This is a genomic window from Flavobacterium sp. 245 (assembly GCF_004362055.1).
Lineage (GTDB): Bacteria > Bacteroidota > Bacteroidia > Flavobacteriales > Flavobacteriaceae > Flavobacterium.
In genome coordinates, this window is the sequence record NZ_SNXB01000002.1 from 489,935 (window position 1) to 507,232 (window position 17,298).

At 34.5% G+C, this 17,298-nt stretch carries 18 protein-coding genes; 6 read left to right on the forward strand and 12 right to left on the reverse strand.

From position 1 onward, the window contains the following. Positions 1–8 precede the first annotated feature (8 nt). Together EV145_RS05395 and EV145_RS05400 are read right to left on the reverse strand one after the other, a co-directional pair. The gene (locus EV145_RS05395) at positions 9–3,173 is read right to left on the reverse strand and encodes an efflux RND transporter permease subunit (RefSeq protein WP_133524194.1); all 3,165 of its coding nucleotides are present in this window, start codon (positions 3,171–3,173) and stop codon (positions 9–11) included. 6 nt (positions 3,174–3,179) lie between these two features. After that, entirely contained in the window at positions 3,180–4,343 is a 1,164-nt protein-coding gene (locus EV145_RS05400) for an efflux RND transporter periplasmic adaptor subunit (protein ID WP_133524195.1), read from the reverse strand. Positions 4,344–4,610: 267 nt separating this feature from the next. Between EV145_RS05400 and EV145_RS05405 the strand changes: the two genes are divergently transcribed. The 3 genes from EV145_RS05405 to EV145_RS05415 are packed head-to-tail and all read left to right on the forward strand — an operon-like array spanning position 4,611 to position 6,698. Further along, positions 4,611–5,654, forward strand: a complete 1,044-nt coding sequence (locus EV145_RS05405) for a sensor histidine kinase (protein WP_133524196.1) — start codon at positions 4,611–4,613, stop codon at positions 5,652–5,654. Next, positions 5,654–6,385, forward strand: coding sequence for a LytR/AlgR family response regulator transcription factor (locus EV145_RS05410; protein ID WP_133524197.1), 732 nt, complete (start codon positions 5,654–5,656; stop codon positions 6,383–6,385). Before EV145_RS05405 ends, EV145_RS05410 begins: the two co-directional genes overlap by 1 nt. 19 nt (positions 6,386–6,404) lie before the next feature. After that, a complete protein-coding gene (locus EV145_RS05415; protein WP_133524198.1) occupies positions 6,405–6,698 on the forward strand; it encodes a DUF3861 domain-containing protein in 294 nt (97 codons plus the stop codon). Between the two features lie 607 nt (positions 6,699–7,305). On the opposite strand, the gene EV145_RS05420 is transcribed toward EV145_RS05415, so the two are convergent. The 10 genes from EV145_RS05420 to EV145_RS05460 all read right to left on the reverse strand — a co-directional run bounded on the left by EV145_RS05420 (position 7,306) and on the right by EV145_RS05460 (position 14,771). Next, positions 7,306–8,256, reverse strand: a complete 951-nt coding sequence (locus EV145_RS05420; protein WP_243739206.1) for a DUF2931 family protein — start codon at positions 8,254–8,256, stop codon at positions 7,306–7,308. Positions 8,257–8,311: 55 nt separating this feature from the next. After that, on the reverse strand, positions 8,312–8,626 hold the full coding sequence (locus tag EV145_RS05425; protein ID WP_133524200.1) for a hypothetical protein: 315 nt from the start codon (positions 8,624–8,626) through the stop codon (positions 8,312–8,314). A gap of 42 nt (positions 8,627–8,668) precedes the next feature. After that, positions 8,669–9,325, reverse strand: a complete 657-nt coding sequence (locus tag EV145_RS05430; RefSeq protein ID WP_133524201.1) for a hypothetical protein — start codon at positions 9,323–9,325, stop codon at positions 8,669–8,671. A 92-nt stretch (positions 9,326–9,417) separates the two neighbouring features. Beyond that, complete coding sequence (locus tag EV145_RS05435; RefSeq protein ID WP_133524202.1) at positions 9,418–10,167, reverse strand: hypothetical protein; 750 nt, start codon at positions 10,165–10,167, stop codon at positions 9,418–9,420. A gap of 1 nt (position 10,168) precedes the next feature. Then, entirely contained in the window at positions 10,169–11,053 is an 885-nt protein-coding gene (locus tag EV145_RS05440) for a hypothetical protein (RefSeq protein WP_133524203.1), read from the reverse strand. Continuing rightward, a complete protein-coding gene (locus EV145_RS22355; RefSeq protein WP_166638412.1) occupies positions 11,037–11,207 on the reverse strand; it encodes a hypothetical protein in 171 nt (56 codons plus the stop codon). Before EV145_RS22355 ends, EV145_RS05440 begins: the two co-directional genes overlap by 17 nt. A gap of 5 nt (positions 11,208–11,212) precedes the next feature. Further along, positions 11,213–13,021, reverse strand: coding sequence for a type VI secretion system Vgr family protein (locus EV145_RS05445; RefSeq protein WP_133524204.1), 1,809 nt, complete (start codon positions 13,019–13,021; stop codon positions 11,213–11,215). 188 nt (positions 13,022–13,209) lie between these two features. Continuing rightward, a complete protein-coding gene (locus EV145_RS05450) occupies positions 13,210–13,821 on the reverse strand; it encodes a thioredoxin family protein (protein WP_133524205.1) in 612 nt (203 codons plus the stop codon). 3 nt (positions 13,822–13,824) lie between these two features. Beyond that, a complete protein-coding gene (locus EV145_RS05455; protein WP_133524206.1) occupies positions 13,825–14,301 on the reverse strand; it encodes a TlpA disulfide reductase family protein in 477 nt (158 codons plus the stop codon). A 152-nt stretch (positions 14,302–14,453) separates the two neighbouring features. Further along, positions 14,454–14,771 carry a winged helix-turn-helix transcriptional regulator gene (locus EV145_RS05460; RefSeq protein ID WP_133524207.1) on the reverse strand — a complete coding sequence of 106 codons (318 nt, stop codon included), beginning with the start codon at positions 14,769–14,771 and terminating at the stop codon, positions 14,454–14,456. A gap of 165 nt (positions 14,772–14,936) precedes the next feature. Between EV145_RS05460 and EV145_RS05465 the strand changes: the two genes are divergently transcribed. The 3 genes from EV145_RS05465 (at position 14,937) to EV145_RS05475 (ending at position 17,253) form a co-directional block, all read left to right on the forward strand. Then, entirely contained in the window at positions 14,937–15,851 is a 915-nt protein-coding gene (locus EV145_RS05465; RefSeq protein WP_133524208.1) for a DsbA family protein, read from the forward strand. Positions 15,852–16,022: 171 nt separating this feature from the next. Beyond that, complete coding sequence (locus EV145_RS05470) at positions 16,023–16,859, forward strand: sulfite exporter TauE/SafE family protein (RefSeq protein WP_133524209.1); 837 nt, start codon at positions 16,023–16,025, stop codon at positions 16,857–16,859. Further along, positions 16,846–17,253: a DUF1634 domain-containing protein gene (locus EV145_RS05475; RefSeq protein WP_133524210.1), complete on the forward strand. Its 408-nt coding sequence runs from the start codon at positions 16,846–16,848 to the stop codon at positions 17,251–17,253. The genes EV145_RS05470 and EV145_RS05475 overlap by 14 nt, the downstream gene beginning before the upstream one ends. Positions 17,254–17,298 lie beyond the last annotated feature (45 nt).

The window sequence follows — 17,298 nt, forward strand, 5'->3', positions numbered from 1 at the left end:
ATTAAATTTTATGCTTTATGAGCTTCTAATAAATGATCATCTTCTTCATCGTCATCATCATAACTTTCCTTTGCCGGACCGCTAACTCTTTCCTGTAATGTCTGAAAAATGATAAACAAAACCGGAATCACAAAAACTCCTAAAATGGTTCCAATCAGCATGCCGCCAACAGCTCCTGTACCAATCGATCTGTTCCCTACTGCTCCGGCTCCCGACGCAAACATCAACGGAACAAGTCCGAGAATAAAAGCGAATGATGTCATCAAAATTGGTCGCAGACGCGCTACGGCTCCTTCAATTGCTGCTTGAACAATTGGCAGTCCTTTTCGTCTTCTGTCTAAAGCAAATTCGACAATCAAAATACCGTTCTTCGCTAGAAGTCCGATTAACATGATTAAAGAAATCTGCAGATAAATATTACTATTCAATTTGAAAATAATCGAGAACAAATAAGCTCCCGCCAATCCAAACGGAATTGAAAATAACACCGCAAAAGGGAGAATATAACTCTCGTACTGCGCACTTAACAAGAAGTAAACAAATACCAGACACAGAATAAATATGAATATTGTTTCACTTCCAGAAGCTAATTCTTCACGCGTTAAACCTGAAAATTCATATCCGTAACCTGCTGGAAGATTTTCGGCTGCAACTTCCTGAATGGCTTTAATAGCATCGCCTGAACTGTAGCCCGGTTTTGGTGCTCCAGTAATCGAAATAGAGGTAAACAAGTTAAATCTTGAAATCGATTCGGGACCAAAAACTCTTGTCATATTTACAAACTCTGTAATTGGCGCCATAGTTCCGGCATTATTACGGACAAAAATTTTATTCAATCCTTCAGTATTGGTACGGAATTCTGGAGAAGCTTGAATCATAACACGATATTGTTTCCCGAATTTATTGAAATTCGAAGCATACAATCCACCATAATATCCTTGCATAGTTGATAAAATCGTATTTACAGAAACTCCGGCATCTTTGGCTTTTGCCAAATTAATATCCATCATATACTGCGGAAATCCAGGATTAAATGGTGTTGTGGCATATTGAATTTCTGGACGTTCTGCTAATTTCGCCAAAAACTCATTATTGACTTTATAGAATTCGGCAGTAGTATGTCCACCTTTGTCTTGCAATTGGAATTCAAATCCACCACTTTGTCCAAAACCTTGAATAGTTGGCGGTGAAATAAAGAAAATATTAGCTTCGCGAATGCCACTCGTTTTTGCAAAAAGCTGTCCAATTACGTCATCAACACTAAGGTCACGTTCATCCCATGGTTTCAATTTCACAATAACCATACTGTAGGCACTACCTGCTCCGGCTGTAAAGTTCTGCCCGACAATTCGAAGTGTATTTTTTACTCCCGGAATTGTCTTCGCGATACTGTCTACTCTTTTAGCAATTACATCAGAACGCTCCATAGAAGCGGACGGCGGTAAACTAATATTAGCAAAAACAGTTCCCTGATCTTCAGAAGGAACGAAAGCAGATGGCGTGGTTTTCATCATATAAAATAAAGACAAACCTGCTATTAAAATCGAAGCCAATACAATCCATTTTTTTACAGAAAGAAAACTTACAGAACGCTTGTATCTTTCGGTTACATTATCAAATGCAACGTTAAATGAAGTGTAAAAACGCTGCAAATAACTTTTATGTTTATGATCGTCTGCATGCGGTTTCAATAAAAGTGCACATAAAGCTGGACTTAGCGTCAAGGCATTTACAGCAGAAAGAATAATCGCTACAGCAAGCGTAATACCAAATTGTTTGTAGAAAACTCCAGTTGATCCTGTAATAAAAGTAACTGGAATAAATACTGCTGCCATTACTAAAGTAATCGAAATAATCGCTCCGGAAATTTCGTCCATAGCGTGAATGGTCGCCTTTTTAGCCGATTTATATCCGTGATCGAGTTTGGCGTGAACGGCCTCGACGACCACAATCGCATCATCAACGACAATACCAATGGCGAGAACCATCGCAAAAAGCGTCAATAAGTTGATCGTAAATCCGAATAAATTTAGGAAGAAAAACGTTCCTACAATCGCAACCGGAACCGCAATCGCCGGAATTAAAGTCGATCTAAAATCTTGAAGGAAAATAAAAACTACAATGAAAACTAATATAAAAGCTTCAATCAAAGTGTGAATTACTTTCTCAATAGAAGCATCCAAATTTTCGTTGACATCTACCATGATGGTATATTTCATTCCTTTTGGAAAACTCTTTGCGGCTTCTTCAATTAACTTTTTAGAATTGATAATTACATCACGTGCATTTGAGCCAGGAGTCTGGCTGATTGCCATTGCTGCCGATTCTACACCGTTTGTTTTGATAGTTGATGAATAACTTAAAGATCCTAACTCTACTTTGGCAATGTCTTTCAAACGAAGCATTTGTCCATTCCCAACAGATTTTATAATGATATTTTCAAACTCCTGAGCACTTGTTAAACGTCCTTTATATTTAATTACATATTGAAATGCCTGATTTCCGTTTTCACCAAATTTACCTGGCGCTGCCTCGATATTCTGCTCTGCCAAAGCGGCTGAAATATCACTCGGAATCAATTTATATTGCTGCATTACATCTGGTTTAAGCCAGATTCTCATCGAGTAATCTTTTGCACCAAAAACGGTTACATCTCCTACTCCAACTACACGTTGAATTTGTGGCACAAGATTGATCTTCGCATAATTTTGAAGAAACGTCTGATCGTATGCTTTATCATCACTATATAAAGAGAAAATCAGCAAGTTACTGCTCTGGCTTTTAGTTACCGTCACTCCTGCCTGAGTTACCTCTACAGGCAATAAACTTGTAGCTCTTGAAACCCTGTTTTGCACGTTTACCGCAGCTAAATCTGGATTTGTACCTACTTTAAAGAAAATTTTGATAGAAGCATTTCCGTCATTTGTGGCTGTAGAAGTCATGTAAGTCATGTTTTCTACACCATTAATCTGCTCTTCCAATGGAATTACGATACTTTTCAGTACCACATCGGCATTGGCACCTGTATAACTAGCCGAAACATTTACTGTTGGCGGTGCGATATCCGGATATTGAGAAATAGGCAACTCAATCAATCCTAAAACACCCAAAATAACAATAATAACAGATATTACTGTTGAGAGTACAGGTCGTTGTATAAATTTTTTAAACATTTGTTTTTATTTTAAATCGGCGTAAACTTTATCTGAAGATTGATTTTGGCTCTTAATTTCTGTTCCGTCTTTCAGTGTTGCCACTCCTTCAAGAACAATTTGATCTCCAGTCTGCAAACCGCTGGTTACCACATAATAATTTCCTGCACTGTTATCTAAAATGGTAATATTGGCACTTTTTGTTTTACCATCTTTTCCAACAGTAACCGCAAATATTTTGTCCTGAAGCTCATAAGTTGCGCTTTGCGGAATAATCAAGGCTTCTTTTACTTCATTTGGAATTCTAACAGTGGTACTGCTTCCACTTCTAATAATGCTTTTTGGATTTGCAAAACGTGCTCTAAAAGTAACCGAACCCGTTTCGGTATTAATTAAACCATTTACGGTTTCAACTCGGCCTTTTTCAGAATAAGGTGTCCCGTCAGACAGCACTAATGAAACCGCAGGCATATTTTGGATTTTTTGTGCCAATGTTGTACCTGGCGTTTTGCTTTCTGTAAAATCTAAAAGCTTTTTTTCATTTATCGCAAAATAAGCATACACATTTCCGATGCTCGAAACTGTAGTCAAAGCATCAGCAGTATTTGAGCTTACTAAACTTCCCAAACGAAACGGAATTGAACCGACAACTCCATTCACCGGACTTGTTACAGTTGTATAACCTAAATTTGTTTTAGCATTGACTAAAGCTGCATTCGCCTGCGCCAGCGTTGCCATAGCCGATTCATAAGTGTATTGTGCTGATTCTAAATCGTATTTACTGATAATTCCTTTTTCAACTAACGGTCTCACTTTATTAACTGCCAGTTTTGCTGCGCTTACTTCTGCCTGAGCACTTTTTATGCTGGCACTTGCAGTGCGAACCTGCTGTTCATATTCTGGCGCGCTAATTTTAAACAATGGCTGTCCTGCTTTTACTACAGCGCCTTCATCTACAAAAATCTTATCAATATAACCTTCAACTCTAGGACGTATTTCAATATTTTGCTGTCCTTGAATACTGGCAGGATAATCGCTGTATAATGTTGCAGACTCTGGTTGCAGCGTCAGGGTTTTATACTCTTTAACCTGTGGCGCAGCTCCGGCCTGAGCCGATTTATCATTTTTATTACCGCAAGAGACGATAATAACTGAGGCTGCGAAAATGCTTAAAAATGATTGCTTATTCATTGTGAAAATGTGTAATTATCTATTTATTAATAAGCAAAAGAACTAAAATAGAACACGCAAAATTTTTAGAATAGACGAACAGCGAAGCACAATCGATAGAGACAGCCTGACACCCGACGGTTTTTTTTCAGAATTAAACAAGCGTTTAATTTGTATGCTCGTCGGTTAAAAAATGGTTTCTGATGGCTGTAACGTTATTTTGGGCGATTGGTTCCAGATCGTATTCAAATAAAATGTAATATTGTCTTTAAAAAATCATAACTTATAATGGCTTCAAACATTTACAGACCCTATTTATTTGCCGGACTGCATATTCTCGGCTGGTTATTATTAGGTTTTATAATGCTGTTTTACATTCCTTTAACTTGGAATGTAGTTCTTCCTGGGGTATTTTGGCTTTGGCAGATAATTGTCTTGTTTCTTCTAATTGTCATTTTTTATTCTAATGCCAAAATCATAGTTCCAAAAACCATTATTAAAGACAATACATCGCCATTTTTGCTGTGGATTTTTCTTGTCATCTTTGCTTTGCAATTCATAGCTTATTTTTATAATCTACAAACCGACGTACATACAAAAGTCAGTTTAGTTCTGGGTTTCAAAAAATACAGAAATCCTTATTTCGACAATTACGTTTTCATGCTTACTTTATTGGTTTTGGGAATCAGTACCAGCTGGGCGATGCTACAACATTGGCAAAAAGCGGCACAACACAAACAAAAATTGGAACAGGATAAAACCATGGCCGAATTAGCAATGCTGAAGGCACAAATTAATCCGCACTTTTTTTTCAATTCGCTAAACAGCATTTACTCGCTTACTTATACTGATATTGAAGATTCCAGAAATGCGCTTCATACTTTAAGCCGAATGATGCGCTACCTGCTTTACAGCACCGAAGAAACAACGACTTTGCTTAAAGAAGCTGAATTTATGAAGGATTTTATAGCGCTGATGAAACTTCGGGCGAACAGCAAACTCACGATTACTACTGATATTCCTGAAAAATTGCCTGATTATCCGATTGTTCCAATGTTATTACTTCCTCTTGTCGAAAATGCATTTAAACACGGAATTCACGCTACAGACAAAAGCGAAATTTATATTAAGCTGCGCCAAAATGGAAGCAATCTTGATTTTGAAGTAGAAAATACTTATTTCGAAAAATCTGGAACTTCAGATGAAGGTGGAATTGGCTTGACCAATACGAAACGCCGACTTCATTTGATTTATCCAAACAAACATACATTAAAAGCCGGCGTTGCTTCAAATGGAAAATATAATGTAAAACTGCAGCTAAATTTAGAATAATGATGATATTAAAATGTATAGCAGTTGACGATGAGCCACTAGCACTAAAACTTGTGGAAACTTTTATTGAGCAGACGCCTTTTCTGGAATTAACCGCAAGCTGTGATAATGCTGTCGAAGCGATGGGATTAATTAGAGAAAAACAGCCCGATATTGTCTTTCTCGACATCAATATGCCCAATCTTACGGGAATGGAACTGGCCAGACTTTTACAAGATACTCCGGGATTAATGCCTAAAATAGTATTTACCACCGCCTATAATCACTATGCCATTGAAGGTTACAAAGTAAATGCTGTAGATTACCTTTTAAAGCCTTTCAGCTATGAAGAATTTCTGCGCGCTGCCAATAAAATTTTACAAATAACCGAAGAATCTTCAAATAACTTTCAGCCCATTACCGCCGATGATGAATTTATTTTTCTGAAAGTCGAATATAATTGGGTCCGAATTTCGCTGAAAGATATTTTATATATCGAAAGTTTGAAAGATTATGTAAAAGTTCATCTGGACGATTCGCAAAAAACGGTTCTTTCTTTAATTTCATTAAAAGCTTTAGAAGAAAAACTGCCTTCAGCAAAGTTTATGCGAATTCATCGTTCGTTTATTGTGTCACTTGATAAAATAAGCGCTATCAGCAAGCATTCTGTTTTTATCGGCAAAACCGAAATAACTGTGGGAGAACAATACAAAGAACCATTTAAAACCATCGTTGACAAATGGTTAAAATAAAAATAGATTATTTATTATCATGGAAAAAAGATCAAACAAATATTATCTGACATTAAGTCTAAAAGAATACGCAAACGGAGAAACTGAACCTGCAAAAGAACTCGGAATTGAATTTTCTAATCACGATGAAATTTTTGGCATCATTCAAAAAATGAAAGAAAAAAACTTATTTGATGATCCGTCTGAAGCAACTCAGTTTGCACTCGGATTAAAATTATTCAGCGAAATAAAACTAAAACACCGCAAAAATCCTTTATTTGATGAGTTAAATGAAGTTTTTCCTGTTTTTATGAAGAAACTGAAAAGTTTATAAAAATGAAAAAACGCCTCAATAATTGAGGCGTTTTCATTTTTATAAACTATCGAATTTATTTAATTCCTTCCAAAGTTATTTCCAATTTCAACTGGATAAATATCCATATAAGAAGATAAAATATTTAATGAATTTTTAGTGTTTGTCAGCCTTACAACCACGCTGTCGTTAGTAACTCTCTTCCGTATTATCAAGGTAAAACTGCAAAGAGAATGCAATACTAATGAGAAGAAACAAGGTTAGAAATACTTTCAATATATTTTTTTTTAAAATTAAATGCTTTTTTAAAATAAATCTTTTTAATTAATACATGTCGATTTTGTAAAAATGTAATGTTTGTTAATCAGTGCACGTGTCTCTCTAATGACTATTTATTCTAAAGGTATTTAGGCTTCCTTCAATAACGGTTAACCAGCGGGTTATTTGTTCATTTTAAAACGTTTTACGCTACTGTTAGCGCAGATTATTTGCAATCTGTGCCCATAAAGATTGGCCTGCGCGATGCAGTATAGAATAAAAGCTATATATTTCTTTGTAGCTTTTGTTTTAATTATTAGTATAATGTCTTACTGTTGCGGGCAAGGATTGCAAATCCGCGCTAACGGATTCATTTAAGATGATATGAATCTTTATAACTAACTGAACCTTCGTAAATACGCACACTGTCAACTTCAATAGGTTCGTTATTTAAATACAATTCCAATATTCTATTGTCTTTACTTATTTTAATCTCAAATTCCTGCTTATCTTCTGTTTTAAAATTCTTGAATTTTTCGAATATTATTTTTTCATTTAGGAAAATATTACCTCTAAAACTTTCTCCGGCGGCAGTTTCCCAATCGAGTTCCAGAATTTGTGGCAAAGCACGATTATCGTAATTTGTAGTAGGACGGTGTGGCATGAAAACGATGTCTTTTTCGCCATTATAATTTGTAAAACAGTAACGAAACAAACGTAAAGCCGGGTTTTCGTTTTCCATTTTTACCCTGAAATTGTAACGTTTTCTATACATATCCCATTTGGCACAGGAGGCATCGGGTAAATAATCCCTTTCAGCCACTTCTTTCCTGTTCATAGACCAGTCCCTAAAAAGCTGTTTCTCCAGTTCTTTGTCGTTGGCAATAACCTGAGCCTGAAAGCGACCAAGTTCAATCCTGAAAAACATATATTCTTTCCAGACCACAACCATCCCTTGAGGCGCAAAACCAAAGATCAGGCCTGTAAATTTTTCATAACTATCATCATCATATCTATAAGTAGTATCCATGGCTTTTTTCATTTCTTCAATCGGAAATTGGACTTTCAGATGATAAAATTTATCTTCATAGCCCGCATAATAAATGACATCGGCTCCAATAGGTGTGCCGTGCTGTGATGTCCAGCTTTTCCCGGAATCTCCCCAACGTCCTGACGATCCGCCAAAAGGCAAGCTAGCGGGTTCTCCTTCGAGGGTGAGGATATTTCCTCGTACAAATTCTACTCTAAAAATATTTTCATTATCTTTATGTTGTTGCGAAGGCTGACAGGTGTAACTATCCCATTCATATTTATTTCTCATTTGGCAGCTGGCATTTAATGTTATTATTAATATTAAAACTAAAAAATGGTTTATTTTATCCATTGTGTATTTGTCTTTTACGTTTTTCAATTGGCAAAACTTCATCAAATCTGGGTTCCAGACCAAATTTGTCTGCTTTTACAGACCAGTGCAAGTATCTGTTTCGCAGTTTTTTTAAATCATCGGGTTTTATATAATTGAGATAGCTTATTTGCTGTGATTCATTTAAATATTGTGCCGCAGGCTTTTTTTCTTTTATTGCTTGGTTGCGATAAAGCATAACAGCTTGACTATATTGGGTGAGTTGCCTAAAAACATCAGCTATAAAAGGATCTGAAATATTAGTTTTTTGTTTTATTTTTGATAACATTATTATATAACTCGTCGACACATCAATTTGATAAAATAGCTTTTAGTTGCAGTAAGTACCTCCATATAAGCGATCTAAAACATCATGAAAATTATCTTCTTTGTAATCTACAAACATTTCATAAGAATGATTATCCATATAAAATCGAGTGTTATAATTGTTTATTAGAAATCGATTAGAATACATTTCTCCTGTTTTCTTATTTTTAATTTGAGATTTAATTGAAGTTTTAACTCCATTATAGTATTTAATAATTTTATCTCTGCTTGTAAAATCTGCTATATCTTTTTGTGATTCATCAATAGGGTCTACAATTATATCTTTGTATAGCAGGGTGTCATTTCTAAAAAAATAAGTTATAATCCTATTATTCAATTTGTTTTTTAGATAATCTCTGTTTTTTTTCTCTTTAATTGAATCTTCTATATAAAAGTGCCATAATTGAATTGGACATAATTGACCTCCTTCATTTTTTTCAGGTTTCACATTTGAATACATCTCAAACTTAGTGACTGATTTAAAATAAACATCAATTTTATCTTCTTCATTAGGAATATAGACAAATGAATATTTATAAAACCCATTATCTAAGAGTTCTTTTTGTGTTACAACTTTATTTAGATAATGATTAATTTTATTTTTTTTATTGCAAGAAATAAATAATACTATTATTAATATTAGGGATGTTATTTTTCTCACTTTGTTGTTACTTTTATTCCGATAGCGCGGATTTGTTACGAAGAAAATCTGCGTGAACAGATAATTTATCCTTTTCATCTAACCATATAATTTTATTTTACTGGATGCCATTTCAAACCAGAATAATATGAGCCTATAATAGTATAAATTGTATAACTGTCATTATCAATATAGTTTATAGAACTTTCGTAAAAGGGATGTTTTTTATCACTATATCGTATCGTTGTTTTAAGATTCCCTATCAAAAACACTGTGGGATGATCTTTGGTACTTATATCTTTCACCAACAACGACTTGATGGGAATCTTTAGGCTGTCGTAATATCGAATGATTTTTCTCTTGGTCGTAAAATCGGTTATTTCTTTATCTTTTTTGTCAAAATCTTCAACTATTATGCTTTTATATTCAAGAGAATCGTTTATAAATAAGTAGGTTATGATTCTGTTCTTTAAGACAACTTTTAAATATCTCGTGTTTGCTTCTCTTTTGATTGTATCCATGCCGTAAAAATTACTAAATTGGGTTGGGTATATTTGTCCTTTTTCATTTTTTTCTGGTTTTACATTCGAATATATATCACGTCTTATTAGTAATTTTATGGAATCATAAATTCCGTCTCCACTACCAATCGAGTCAATACGCGTATGGGTATAAGCATAAGTATAATCAGAAGTATATTTATATAAATCTTCTTTATTGACAGTATCAACATAAGAATATCTATAAAAACCATTATCTAATAATTCTTGCTGTGTTATTGGATCTGGCAAATAGTGGTTAATTATATCTCTTTTTCCACAGGATATTAATGTTATTATAAATAATATAATTATAATTCTCATTTTACTTCTGTTTTAATATTAAACCAAATTCTTCTAATTCTTTTAATACATCTCGCTCCACATTTTTAGGTTTTCCATCTAATTTTTGAGAAGAAATATAACCATTGAAATTTTCTCTTTTATATTCTCTTAATTCAGTTGTTTTATCTAAATAAACTGGTCCTTTTATAGGATAAGTATATTCTGCAAGACTGAATCTTGGCTCTGCACTCAAAGCCATTCCTAAAATTTTCATTGCCGTGTCTGCAATTACTGGTGCTTTACCTGGTATAAAACCAACTGCCGATGTTGTTATTCCTAACAAGCTTAATGTTTTATTTAGTTCATCACGGTTTTCTGCAACCTTTAGGTTCGTATAATTAACATCGGTTCTGCGGTTGCACAGTGATGCCTGTTTAATATATTCATGAAATTTTTTTAAGACATAAATTTTCCCACTTCTAAAGGTCACGGTTTTATTTTCTAAAATATCCCTATGCAATTCTTTTACATCTATAGAAGCTTCTTTTTCTTTTCTTATTTTATATGAAGTATCAAGAAGATGTCTCTTTTCGGAGTAATCATAAATCAGTTTAAATTCTGTCAGCACTTTTTCTCCTTTCACTATTTTGCCTTTATTATCCATATAAATAGTTAAAGCGCTTAAATAACATTTTCTGGGAACTTGATCTATGTTGATATTTTTTGCCGAATCTGTAAAACATTTATTTAACTCTAATGAAGTTAGCGCTGTAATACAGTGCACTAAATTAATATCACCACTTTTAAAAACCATATTTACACTCTGTGTATAATACGCTCTAGATAATTCTCTAAATTGATATTCTTCCCAAGGTTCTGATATTATTTCCGGCTCGTAATTGCCAAGACTAATTGATGTTCCCATTTTTAATGATTTTATTTATACTACATAATTCTATATTTCCACATGTCGCAACCAACTTAATTATTTCTGCTGTTTTTTCTATTTTTCTTGCCATTATAACATGTCTTGCATTTACTTTTAGGTTATAATTTTTGGCTTGCTTTTTAATTGCCATATTTATTAATTAAAATTGCTATTTTCACCACTATTTGCATGAATGGTTTTTGAAGCTTTCAATATCATATCACCATTTGTAGCATTCATATTTATCTTTTCAGCCATTTCAATGTGCTCTGCAGAGTTTATCGTTACCTTTTCTTCAATAATTTCTATTTTTTCATTACCTTTTTCCATAATATTTCCATTCGCACTAATAAAAATATCATTCTCTGCTTCCTGAGAAATATTATTCCCTGCTTCGATTTCAATATTTTCTTTGGCATCTACTTTTACATCTCTTCCTGCATTCATAATAATGTCTTCTCCAGCTTCTAATTCAATATTTTTTGGTGCTTTAAACCTAATGTTCCCGTCCCCATGAACAACTGCAATTGTTTGCCCTTTTTGACTTTCTATTGTGATATCTCCTGTTGCATCATCTGAAATAATTCTGTTCCCACTTCTGGTCTGCAATACTTTTAGATCATTTTTTTCATTAGCATAGGTGCTTTTTGCCTGCCCGTTATAATGCGCACCCATTACATAAGGACACTGTGCATTCCCACCTTCAAAACCAACCAGTACTTCTTCATCAATTTCTGGGATAAAATAAAATCCTTTTCCACCTCCGGTATGCGGCTGGATCATTCTGATCCACTGGCTTGACTTGCTTCCATTTCCCCAATAAAATTCAACTCTTACACGCCCAATTCCTTCGGGATCGTTGTTGTCTTTTATTCTTGCGGGCTGGGTTTCTGCTTTTGCAAAAACTTTTGTATCGGTATAATGAGGAGCCGAGACATCGTCTGGGATGGCTTTGAATTCGCAGGCATAATTGCCATGTACCTCAGAATGGTGTATAGCTTCTATACAGATAAGATGATGCTCGGTAGTCTCGTTGATAATTGTAAAAACTTGTCCGAGTCCTAAAGGAAAATAAGATATTCCGCTATAGTACACGCTGTTTGCATTGCTTCCTGCGGTCTGCAGCGTGACCATTTCTTCTATTTCGTCCTTGTTCTGCGCATTGTTGGTGTAGGCCCCGATGTTCAGATCAGGCTGGGCAACGGTTCCCTGATTGAATGCTATATTCGATGCGAAACTGTCCTTGCTTCCGGCAGAAGTTCGCAGTGAGGAATTCTTGATGCTGGAAGCTTTGTTATAGTCATAACCTGCCAGCGAGATTTTATGTGCACTCATATTGGCCTGAATCTTAAAACTATGCAGAGAAGCTCCGTTGATGAGTTTTACTTTTGAAGTTTTAATCTGCCCGAACTGCATGCGCATTCCGTCAAAATAAAACCACTGCCCGTAGCGCTGTGCCAGCCTCTTCAAAAAATTGAAACTCGTTTCATTATACTGAGCCATATAATTAAACTCCTTCATATAGGTCGACCTGATGGCATCTCGCTGATAGAACTCCGTCGGGCCTTCGGACAAAATATCCAGAACAATGTCATCCATTCCTCTTTCAAGATACGTTCTCGATTTTGGCATATCATCCAATACAATGCTGTGGCTTGTGCCGCTTACGTGAAGGCCGACGGCGCTCCCGTTTTGATCCACCGAAGCCAATTCGGTTATAATGCCTTTGCTCATCAGTTTTATTCCCGTCAGGCTTTTGAAAGTAAAAATAACTTCATTGCCAATATAATCTCTTATGGCTTTAGCCTGATCTGCCGGTTTTATGACTGCCTTGCCGGTATATTGCCAGACAAATGAAAAATAATGATGATCTGCCATTTTCTGCGACAGCTTCAAATCATAATAGATAATATTTTGGGTAAAACTGCCGATAGTTATATGTACTTGCTCTGAAAAATGTGCCATAAAGCGGATTGAGTTTAATTAGTAAATAAAAACACTAAAAAGATTTATTTAGTAAACATATACCTACAAACATAAAAACAAAAAACTACGACGCTTTTTTTATAGCAGAATAAGGCTTTTAATTTTTTATCAAAAAAAAAAGCTGTCTCAAAATGAGACAGCCCTTTTCACAAATTAATATTCAAAAATTAAGCTTTCGCTTTTCTTTTTACTGTACAGCCAATTTCTTTAGTTTGTGTTACTGCTGGCTTTTTATTGCTTTGCAAAGCTGCAATGGCATCCTCGGCATATTTTGTTTTTTCAGCTTTTGTTCCTTCTGGATCATTATCGATTGCTCCCACATATTCAATAACATTTCCTTTTGGAGTTTTAGATACAATAAAAATATGTGGCGTGTGTTTCGCTCCATATTGATCTGTAACTAACTGTCCTGCATCAAATAAATATGGGAAAGGATAACTTTTATCTTTTGCTAAATCCTGCATTTTATTAAAAGCATCTGCTTTTGAAGCTTCAGGATCATTTGGATTGATTGCAATTACCGGATATCCCTGAGGTCTGAATTTTTTATCTAAATCTATAATGCGCTGTTCATACGCCACTGCATACGGGCATGTATTGCAGGTGAAAACAATAATAAAACCTTTTGCTTTTGGGTAGCTTGCAAAAGAAACTTCTTTATTGTCAACATTTTTAAGTTTAAAATCTGGTGCCGGATCTCCCGCTTTCAGCGTTGTTGTTTGTGCCTGCGATAACCAGGCTGTAAATACCAATACTAATAAAGTGATAATCTTTTTCATAATTTATAGTTTTTTATATTCAGTTAATAGTTGTTCGTATGTAAGTTCTGTCTCAACAAATTTTCGTTTATCGTCTTTAATGAAAATAGTTGCAGGAATACTTCCTGACCATGAAGGATCGATTCGATCAATATATTCCTGTGGACTGCTTTCGTTTAATAAAAACACTTGATTTTTCAGGCTTTTTCGCTTGACGAATGGAATTACAGCCGAATTTAATTTGGATTTAAAATCGACACTTACCAATAAAACCGCTAATTTGTCTGATTTATATTCGGATTGAAGTTTTTCAAAATGAGGAAGTTCTTTTACGCAGGGTGCGCACCAAGTCGCCCAGAAATTAACAACATAAGTGCTATCTTTTCCGTTTTTAATTCGTTCTTGAAGCTGATCGACAGTAATGAGTTTTACATTCTGACCATAAGAAACTGTCGATAAAACGACTAATAAAAAGAGGCTTAAAAAAGTCTTTGCTTTCATAAAAAACAGTTCTTTAAATTTAATTTGTCTCTTACAAATATAAACTAATGAAAACTTACTTTTTGTTAATGAAAATTTAATGATTCTTTTTAAGGATCAAAGATGCAACGGTTCAAAGTTACAAAGGCTAGTTTTAGCGTGAAATCAAGGCCTTATTTTTCAAAAAAAGATTCCAATTGTCTAAAAACCGGAATCAATGATTTTCCTCTTTCTGATAAATTATATTCAATATGAAGCGGTTTTAATTTGATGACCTCTTTATTTAAAAGTCCAAATTCTTCGAGTTCGCGCAATGCTACTGCTATTGATTGTTTATTTGAGCCTTTAATTTCCCTTAAAAGTCCGTTAAAACGTATTGGTCCATCGACAGCTAATAAAAAAATCTGAGGTTTCCATTTTCCTGATAATAATTTTAGAAGTCCTTCCGCTGGACAACCGCTATCTTTTTCTTCTTTATTTTCTGTAGTCATATTTTTTAGACTAATTGACTTTTGGTTAAACATCTACGAACTTTGATATAAAAATATAAAATATTAAACGCCCAGCCTCTATTTCCCTTCAGTTTTTATGAAAATAGGATCATTATTATTAATCCTAGTCTACAGCAAGTTCTGTCAATCACAAACCCATTCAAAATGAAAGAAAACAATATAAATCCACTGCTTTGTGATCCTGCTACCGGAGCATGTGAAATGCCTTTTAACGAAAAAGCAGTCGAAAACACCATCATTAGAACAGAAAACAAACCTGTAAAAATAATTTATTACACTGATCCTATTTGCTCTTCGTGCTGGGGAATTGAACCACAGCTCAGAAAGCTTAAACTTGAATATGGTGACTATTTTGAAATTGATTATAAAATGGGCGGTTTATTACCCGATTGGAGTTATAACAGCGGCGGTATCAGCAAACCGTTGGATGTGGCACATCATTGGGATGAGGCAAGTTTGCTTTATGAAATGCCAATTGATGGAAATGTATGGCTTGAAGATCCGTTGGATTCTTCCTATCCTTCTTGTATTGCAATGAAAGCGGCTCAAATCCAAAGCAAAGAAAAAGCAGTTCAATTTATGCGTGTATTACGTGAGAAATTATATCTCGAAAAGAAAAATATTGCAAAATGCAAAAACATTGAAGAAGCGGCAAAAATAGTCAATCTAGACATTCAAAAAATGAAAACAGATTATGACGAGGCTGAGGAACTTTTTCAGGAAGATTTGGATTATGGAAAAAAACTTGGCGTAAGAGGTTTTCCAACGCTATTTTTTGCTGATCAAAATAATAACCGTTTTGCCGTTTACGGTTCAAAACCTTATTCTGAATACGAAAGCGCTTTGCTCGCCGTGTTTCCTGATGCAAAAAAGAAAACTATTTCGAATACAAATCCTTTATCTCTATTTAAAGTTTATCCGACATTGACTCCAAAAGAATTTTCTGTTATTCTCAATGTGCCTTATGCTGAAACCATCGTGCTTCTGGAAAAATTATTTGAAAAAGGGGAACTGGGAAAACAAGCTATAAAAAACGGTTCACTGTACTATAAAAAATAACACTTTATAAAAGCCACAATTTGTAATAGTTGTGGCTTTTTAATTTCATCAAAAGTTACTTTTACCGTCTCAATAAAAAATCGTTTTCGGATTTTTAAGGATTTTTTAAGCTCCTAAAAATTCCTTCGCCAAATATCAATTCGTAAATTAGCCAAAACAAAATTTATTCGAATGACAGTACTTACGTTTACGCTGATTATGATTCTTGGTGCTTTTTTAGCAGGTTTTATTGGTTCATTATCAGGATTAGGAGGCGGTATCATTATTATTCCGCTTTTAACTGTCATTTTAGGCGTTGATATTCATTACGCAATTGGAGCCGCTTTGGTTTCGGTAATTGCTACTTCATCAGGTTCTGCGGCAGCGTATGTAAAAGAAGGGATCACTAATATGCGATTGGGAATTTTTCTTGAAATTGCCACAACAATCGGTGCCGTAGGTGGTGCATTGCTTTCGGCTATCGCTCCTACTTCTTTTATTGCCGTTTTATTCGGACTTACCTTGATTTTTTCGGCAATAAATTCTCTTCGAAAAAAAGAAGAACATATTGTTTTAGAATCTAGTCCATTGGCAAAAAAATTAAGATTAGACGGAACTTACCCAACACATGATGGCGAAGTGATCAGTTACGGCACTAAAAATGTAATTGGTGGCTTTAGTATGATGGGACTTGCCGGAATGATGTCTGGTTTACTCGGCATTGGTTCTGGTGCTTTTAAAGTAATTGCGATGGATAATATCATGCGAATTCCGTTTAAAGTTTCAACTACAACTAGTAATTTTATGATGGGCGTTACAGCAATGGCGAGTTCGGTAATTTATATTCAAAAAGGATATATTGAACCCGGAATTTGTATGCCAGTTGTGATTGGCGTTTTATTTGGTGCAATGGCCGGTGCCAAAGTATTAGTGCGAACAAACCCTAAAAAACTTAGAATATTTTTTGCTTGCTTGATTTTTGTTTTAGCAATTAATATGATTTATAACGGACTTAATGGAAAAATCTAAAAGTATGCAGCACGAAAAATTTGGAGAAAAAGATTTTCAGGCTATTGTTGGAAATTTATTGCGATACGGAGTTTGGATTTCGCTTTCGGTTGCTTTTATAGGTGGTATTGTTTACTTGATGCATCACGGAAATGACATTGAAGATTATTCTGTTTTCAAGGAAAATGACCGAAATATATTTGAAGTAATTGCCGATGTTTATCATGGCGTAATCCAAGGAAATGGCGAATTTTTAATTTTCTTCGGCATTATATTATTGTTTCTTACGCCGGTTTTCAGGGTTTTACTTTCATTATTTTCTTTCCTTCTGGAGAAAGATTATCTTTATGTAGTGATTACGCTGATTGTTATTTTGATCATTATTACCAGCATTTCATTTGGATTTTCACATTAATCGTTTGCTATAAGCAATAAGCTTTAGGCTTTTCAAAAGCTTAAA

Bases quoted from the DNA above. Each gene is read 5' to 3' on its own strand.
- EV145_RS05395 (WP_133524194.1), bottom strand. From the start codon at position 3,173: ATGTTTAAAAAATTTATACAACGACCTGTACTCTCAACAGTAATATCT.
- EV145_RS05400 (WP_133524195.1), bottom strand. From the start codon at position 4,343: ATGAATAAGCAATCATTTTTAAGCATTTTCGCAGCCTCAGTTATTATC.
- EV145_RS05405 (WP_133524196.1), top strand. From the start codon at position 4,611: ATGGCTTCAAACATTTACAGACCCTATTTATTTGCCGGACTGCATATT.
- EV145_RS05410 (WP_133524197.1), top strand. From the start codon at position 5,654: ATGATGATATTAAAATGTATAGCAGTTGACGATGAGCCACTAGCACTA.
- EV145_RS05415 (WP_133524198.1), top strand. From the start codon at position 6,405: ATGGAAAAAAGATCAAACAAATATTATCTGACATTAAGTCTAAAAGAA.
- EV145_RS05420 (WP_243739206.1), bottom strand. From the start codon at position 8,256: ATGAGAAATAAATATGAATGGGATAGTTACACCTGTCAGCCTTCGCAA.
- EV145_RS05425 (WP_133524200.1), bottom strand. From the start codon at position 8,626: ATGTTATCAAAAATAAAACAAAAAACTAATATTTCAGATCCTTTTATA.
- EV145_RS05435 (WP_133524202.1), bottom strand. From the start codon at position 10,167: ATGAGAATTATAATTATATTATTTATAATAACATTAATATCCTGTGGA.
- EV145_RS05440 (WP_133524203.1), bottom strand. From the start codon at position 11,053: ATGGGAACATCAATTAGTCTTGGCAATTACGAGCCGGAAATAATATCA.
- EV145_RS22355 (WP_166638412.1), bottom strand. From the start codon at position 11,207: ATGGCAATTAAAAAGCAAGCCAAAAATTATAACCTAAAAGTAAATGCA.
- EV145_RS05445 (WP_133524204.1), bottom strand. From the start codon at position 13,021: ATGGCACATTTTTCAGAGCAAGTACATATAACTATCGGCAGTTTTACC.
- EV145_RS05450 (WP_133524205.1), bottom strand. From the start codon at position 13,821: ATGAAAAAGATTATCACTTTATTAGTATTGGTATTTACAGCCTGGTTA.
- EV145_RS05455 (WP_133524206.1), bottom strand. From the start codon at position 14,301: ATGAAAGCAAAGACTTTTTTAAGCCTCTTTTTATTAGTCGTTTTATCG.
- EV145_RS05460 (WP_133524207.1), bottom strand. From the start codon at position 14,771: ATGACTACAGAAAATAAAGAAGAAAAAGATAGCGGTTGTCCAGCGGAA.
- EV145_RS05465 (WP_133524208.1), top strand. From the start codon at position 14,937: ATGAAAGAAAACAATATAAATCCACTGCTTTGTGATCCTGCTACCGGA.
- EV145_RS05470 (WP_133524209.1), top strand. From the start codon at position 16,023: ATGACAGTACTTACGTTTACGCTGATTATGATTCTTGGTGCTTTTTTA.
- EV145_RS05475 (WP_133524210.1), top strand. From the start codon at position 16,846: ATGGAAAAATCTAAAAGTATGCAGCACGAAAAATTTGGAGAAAAAGAT.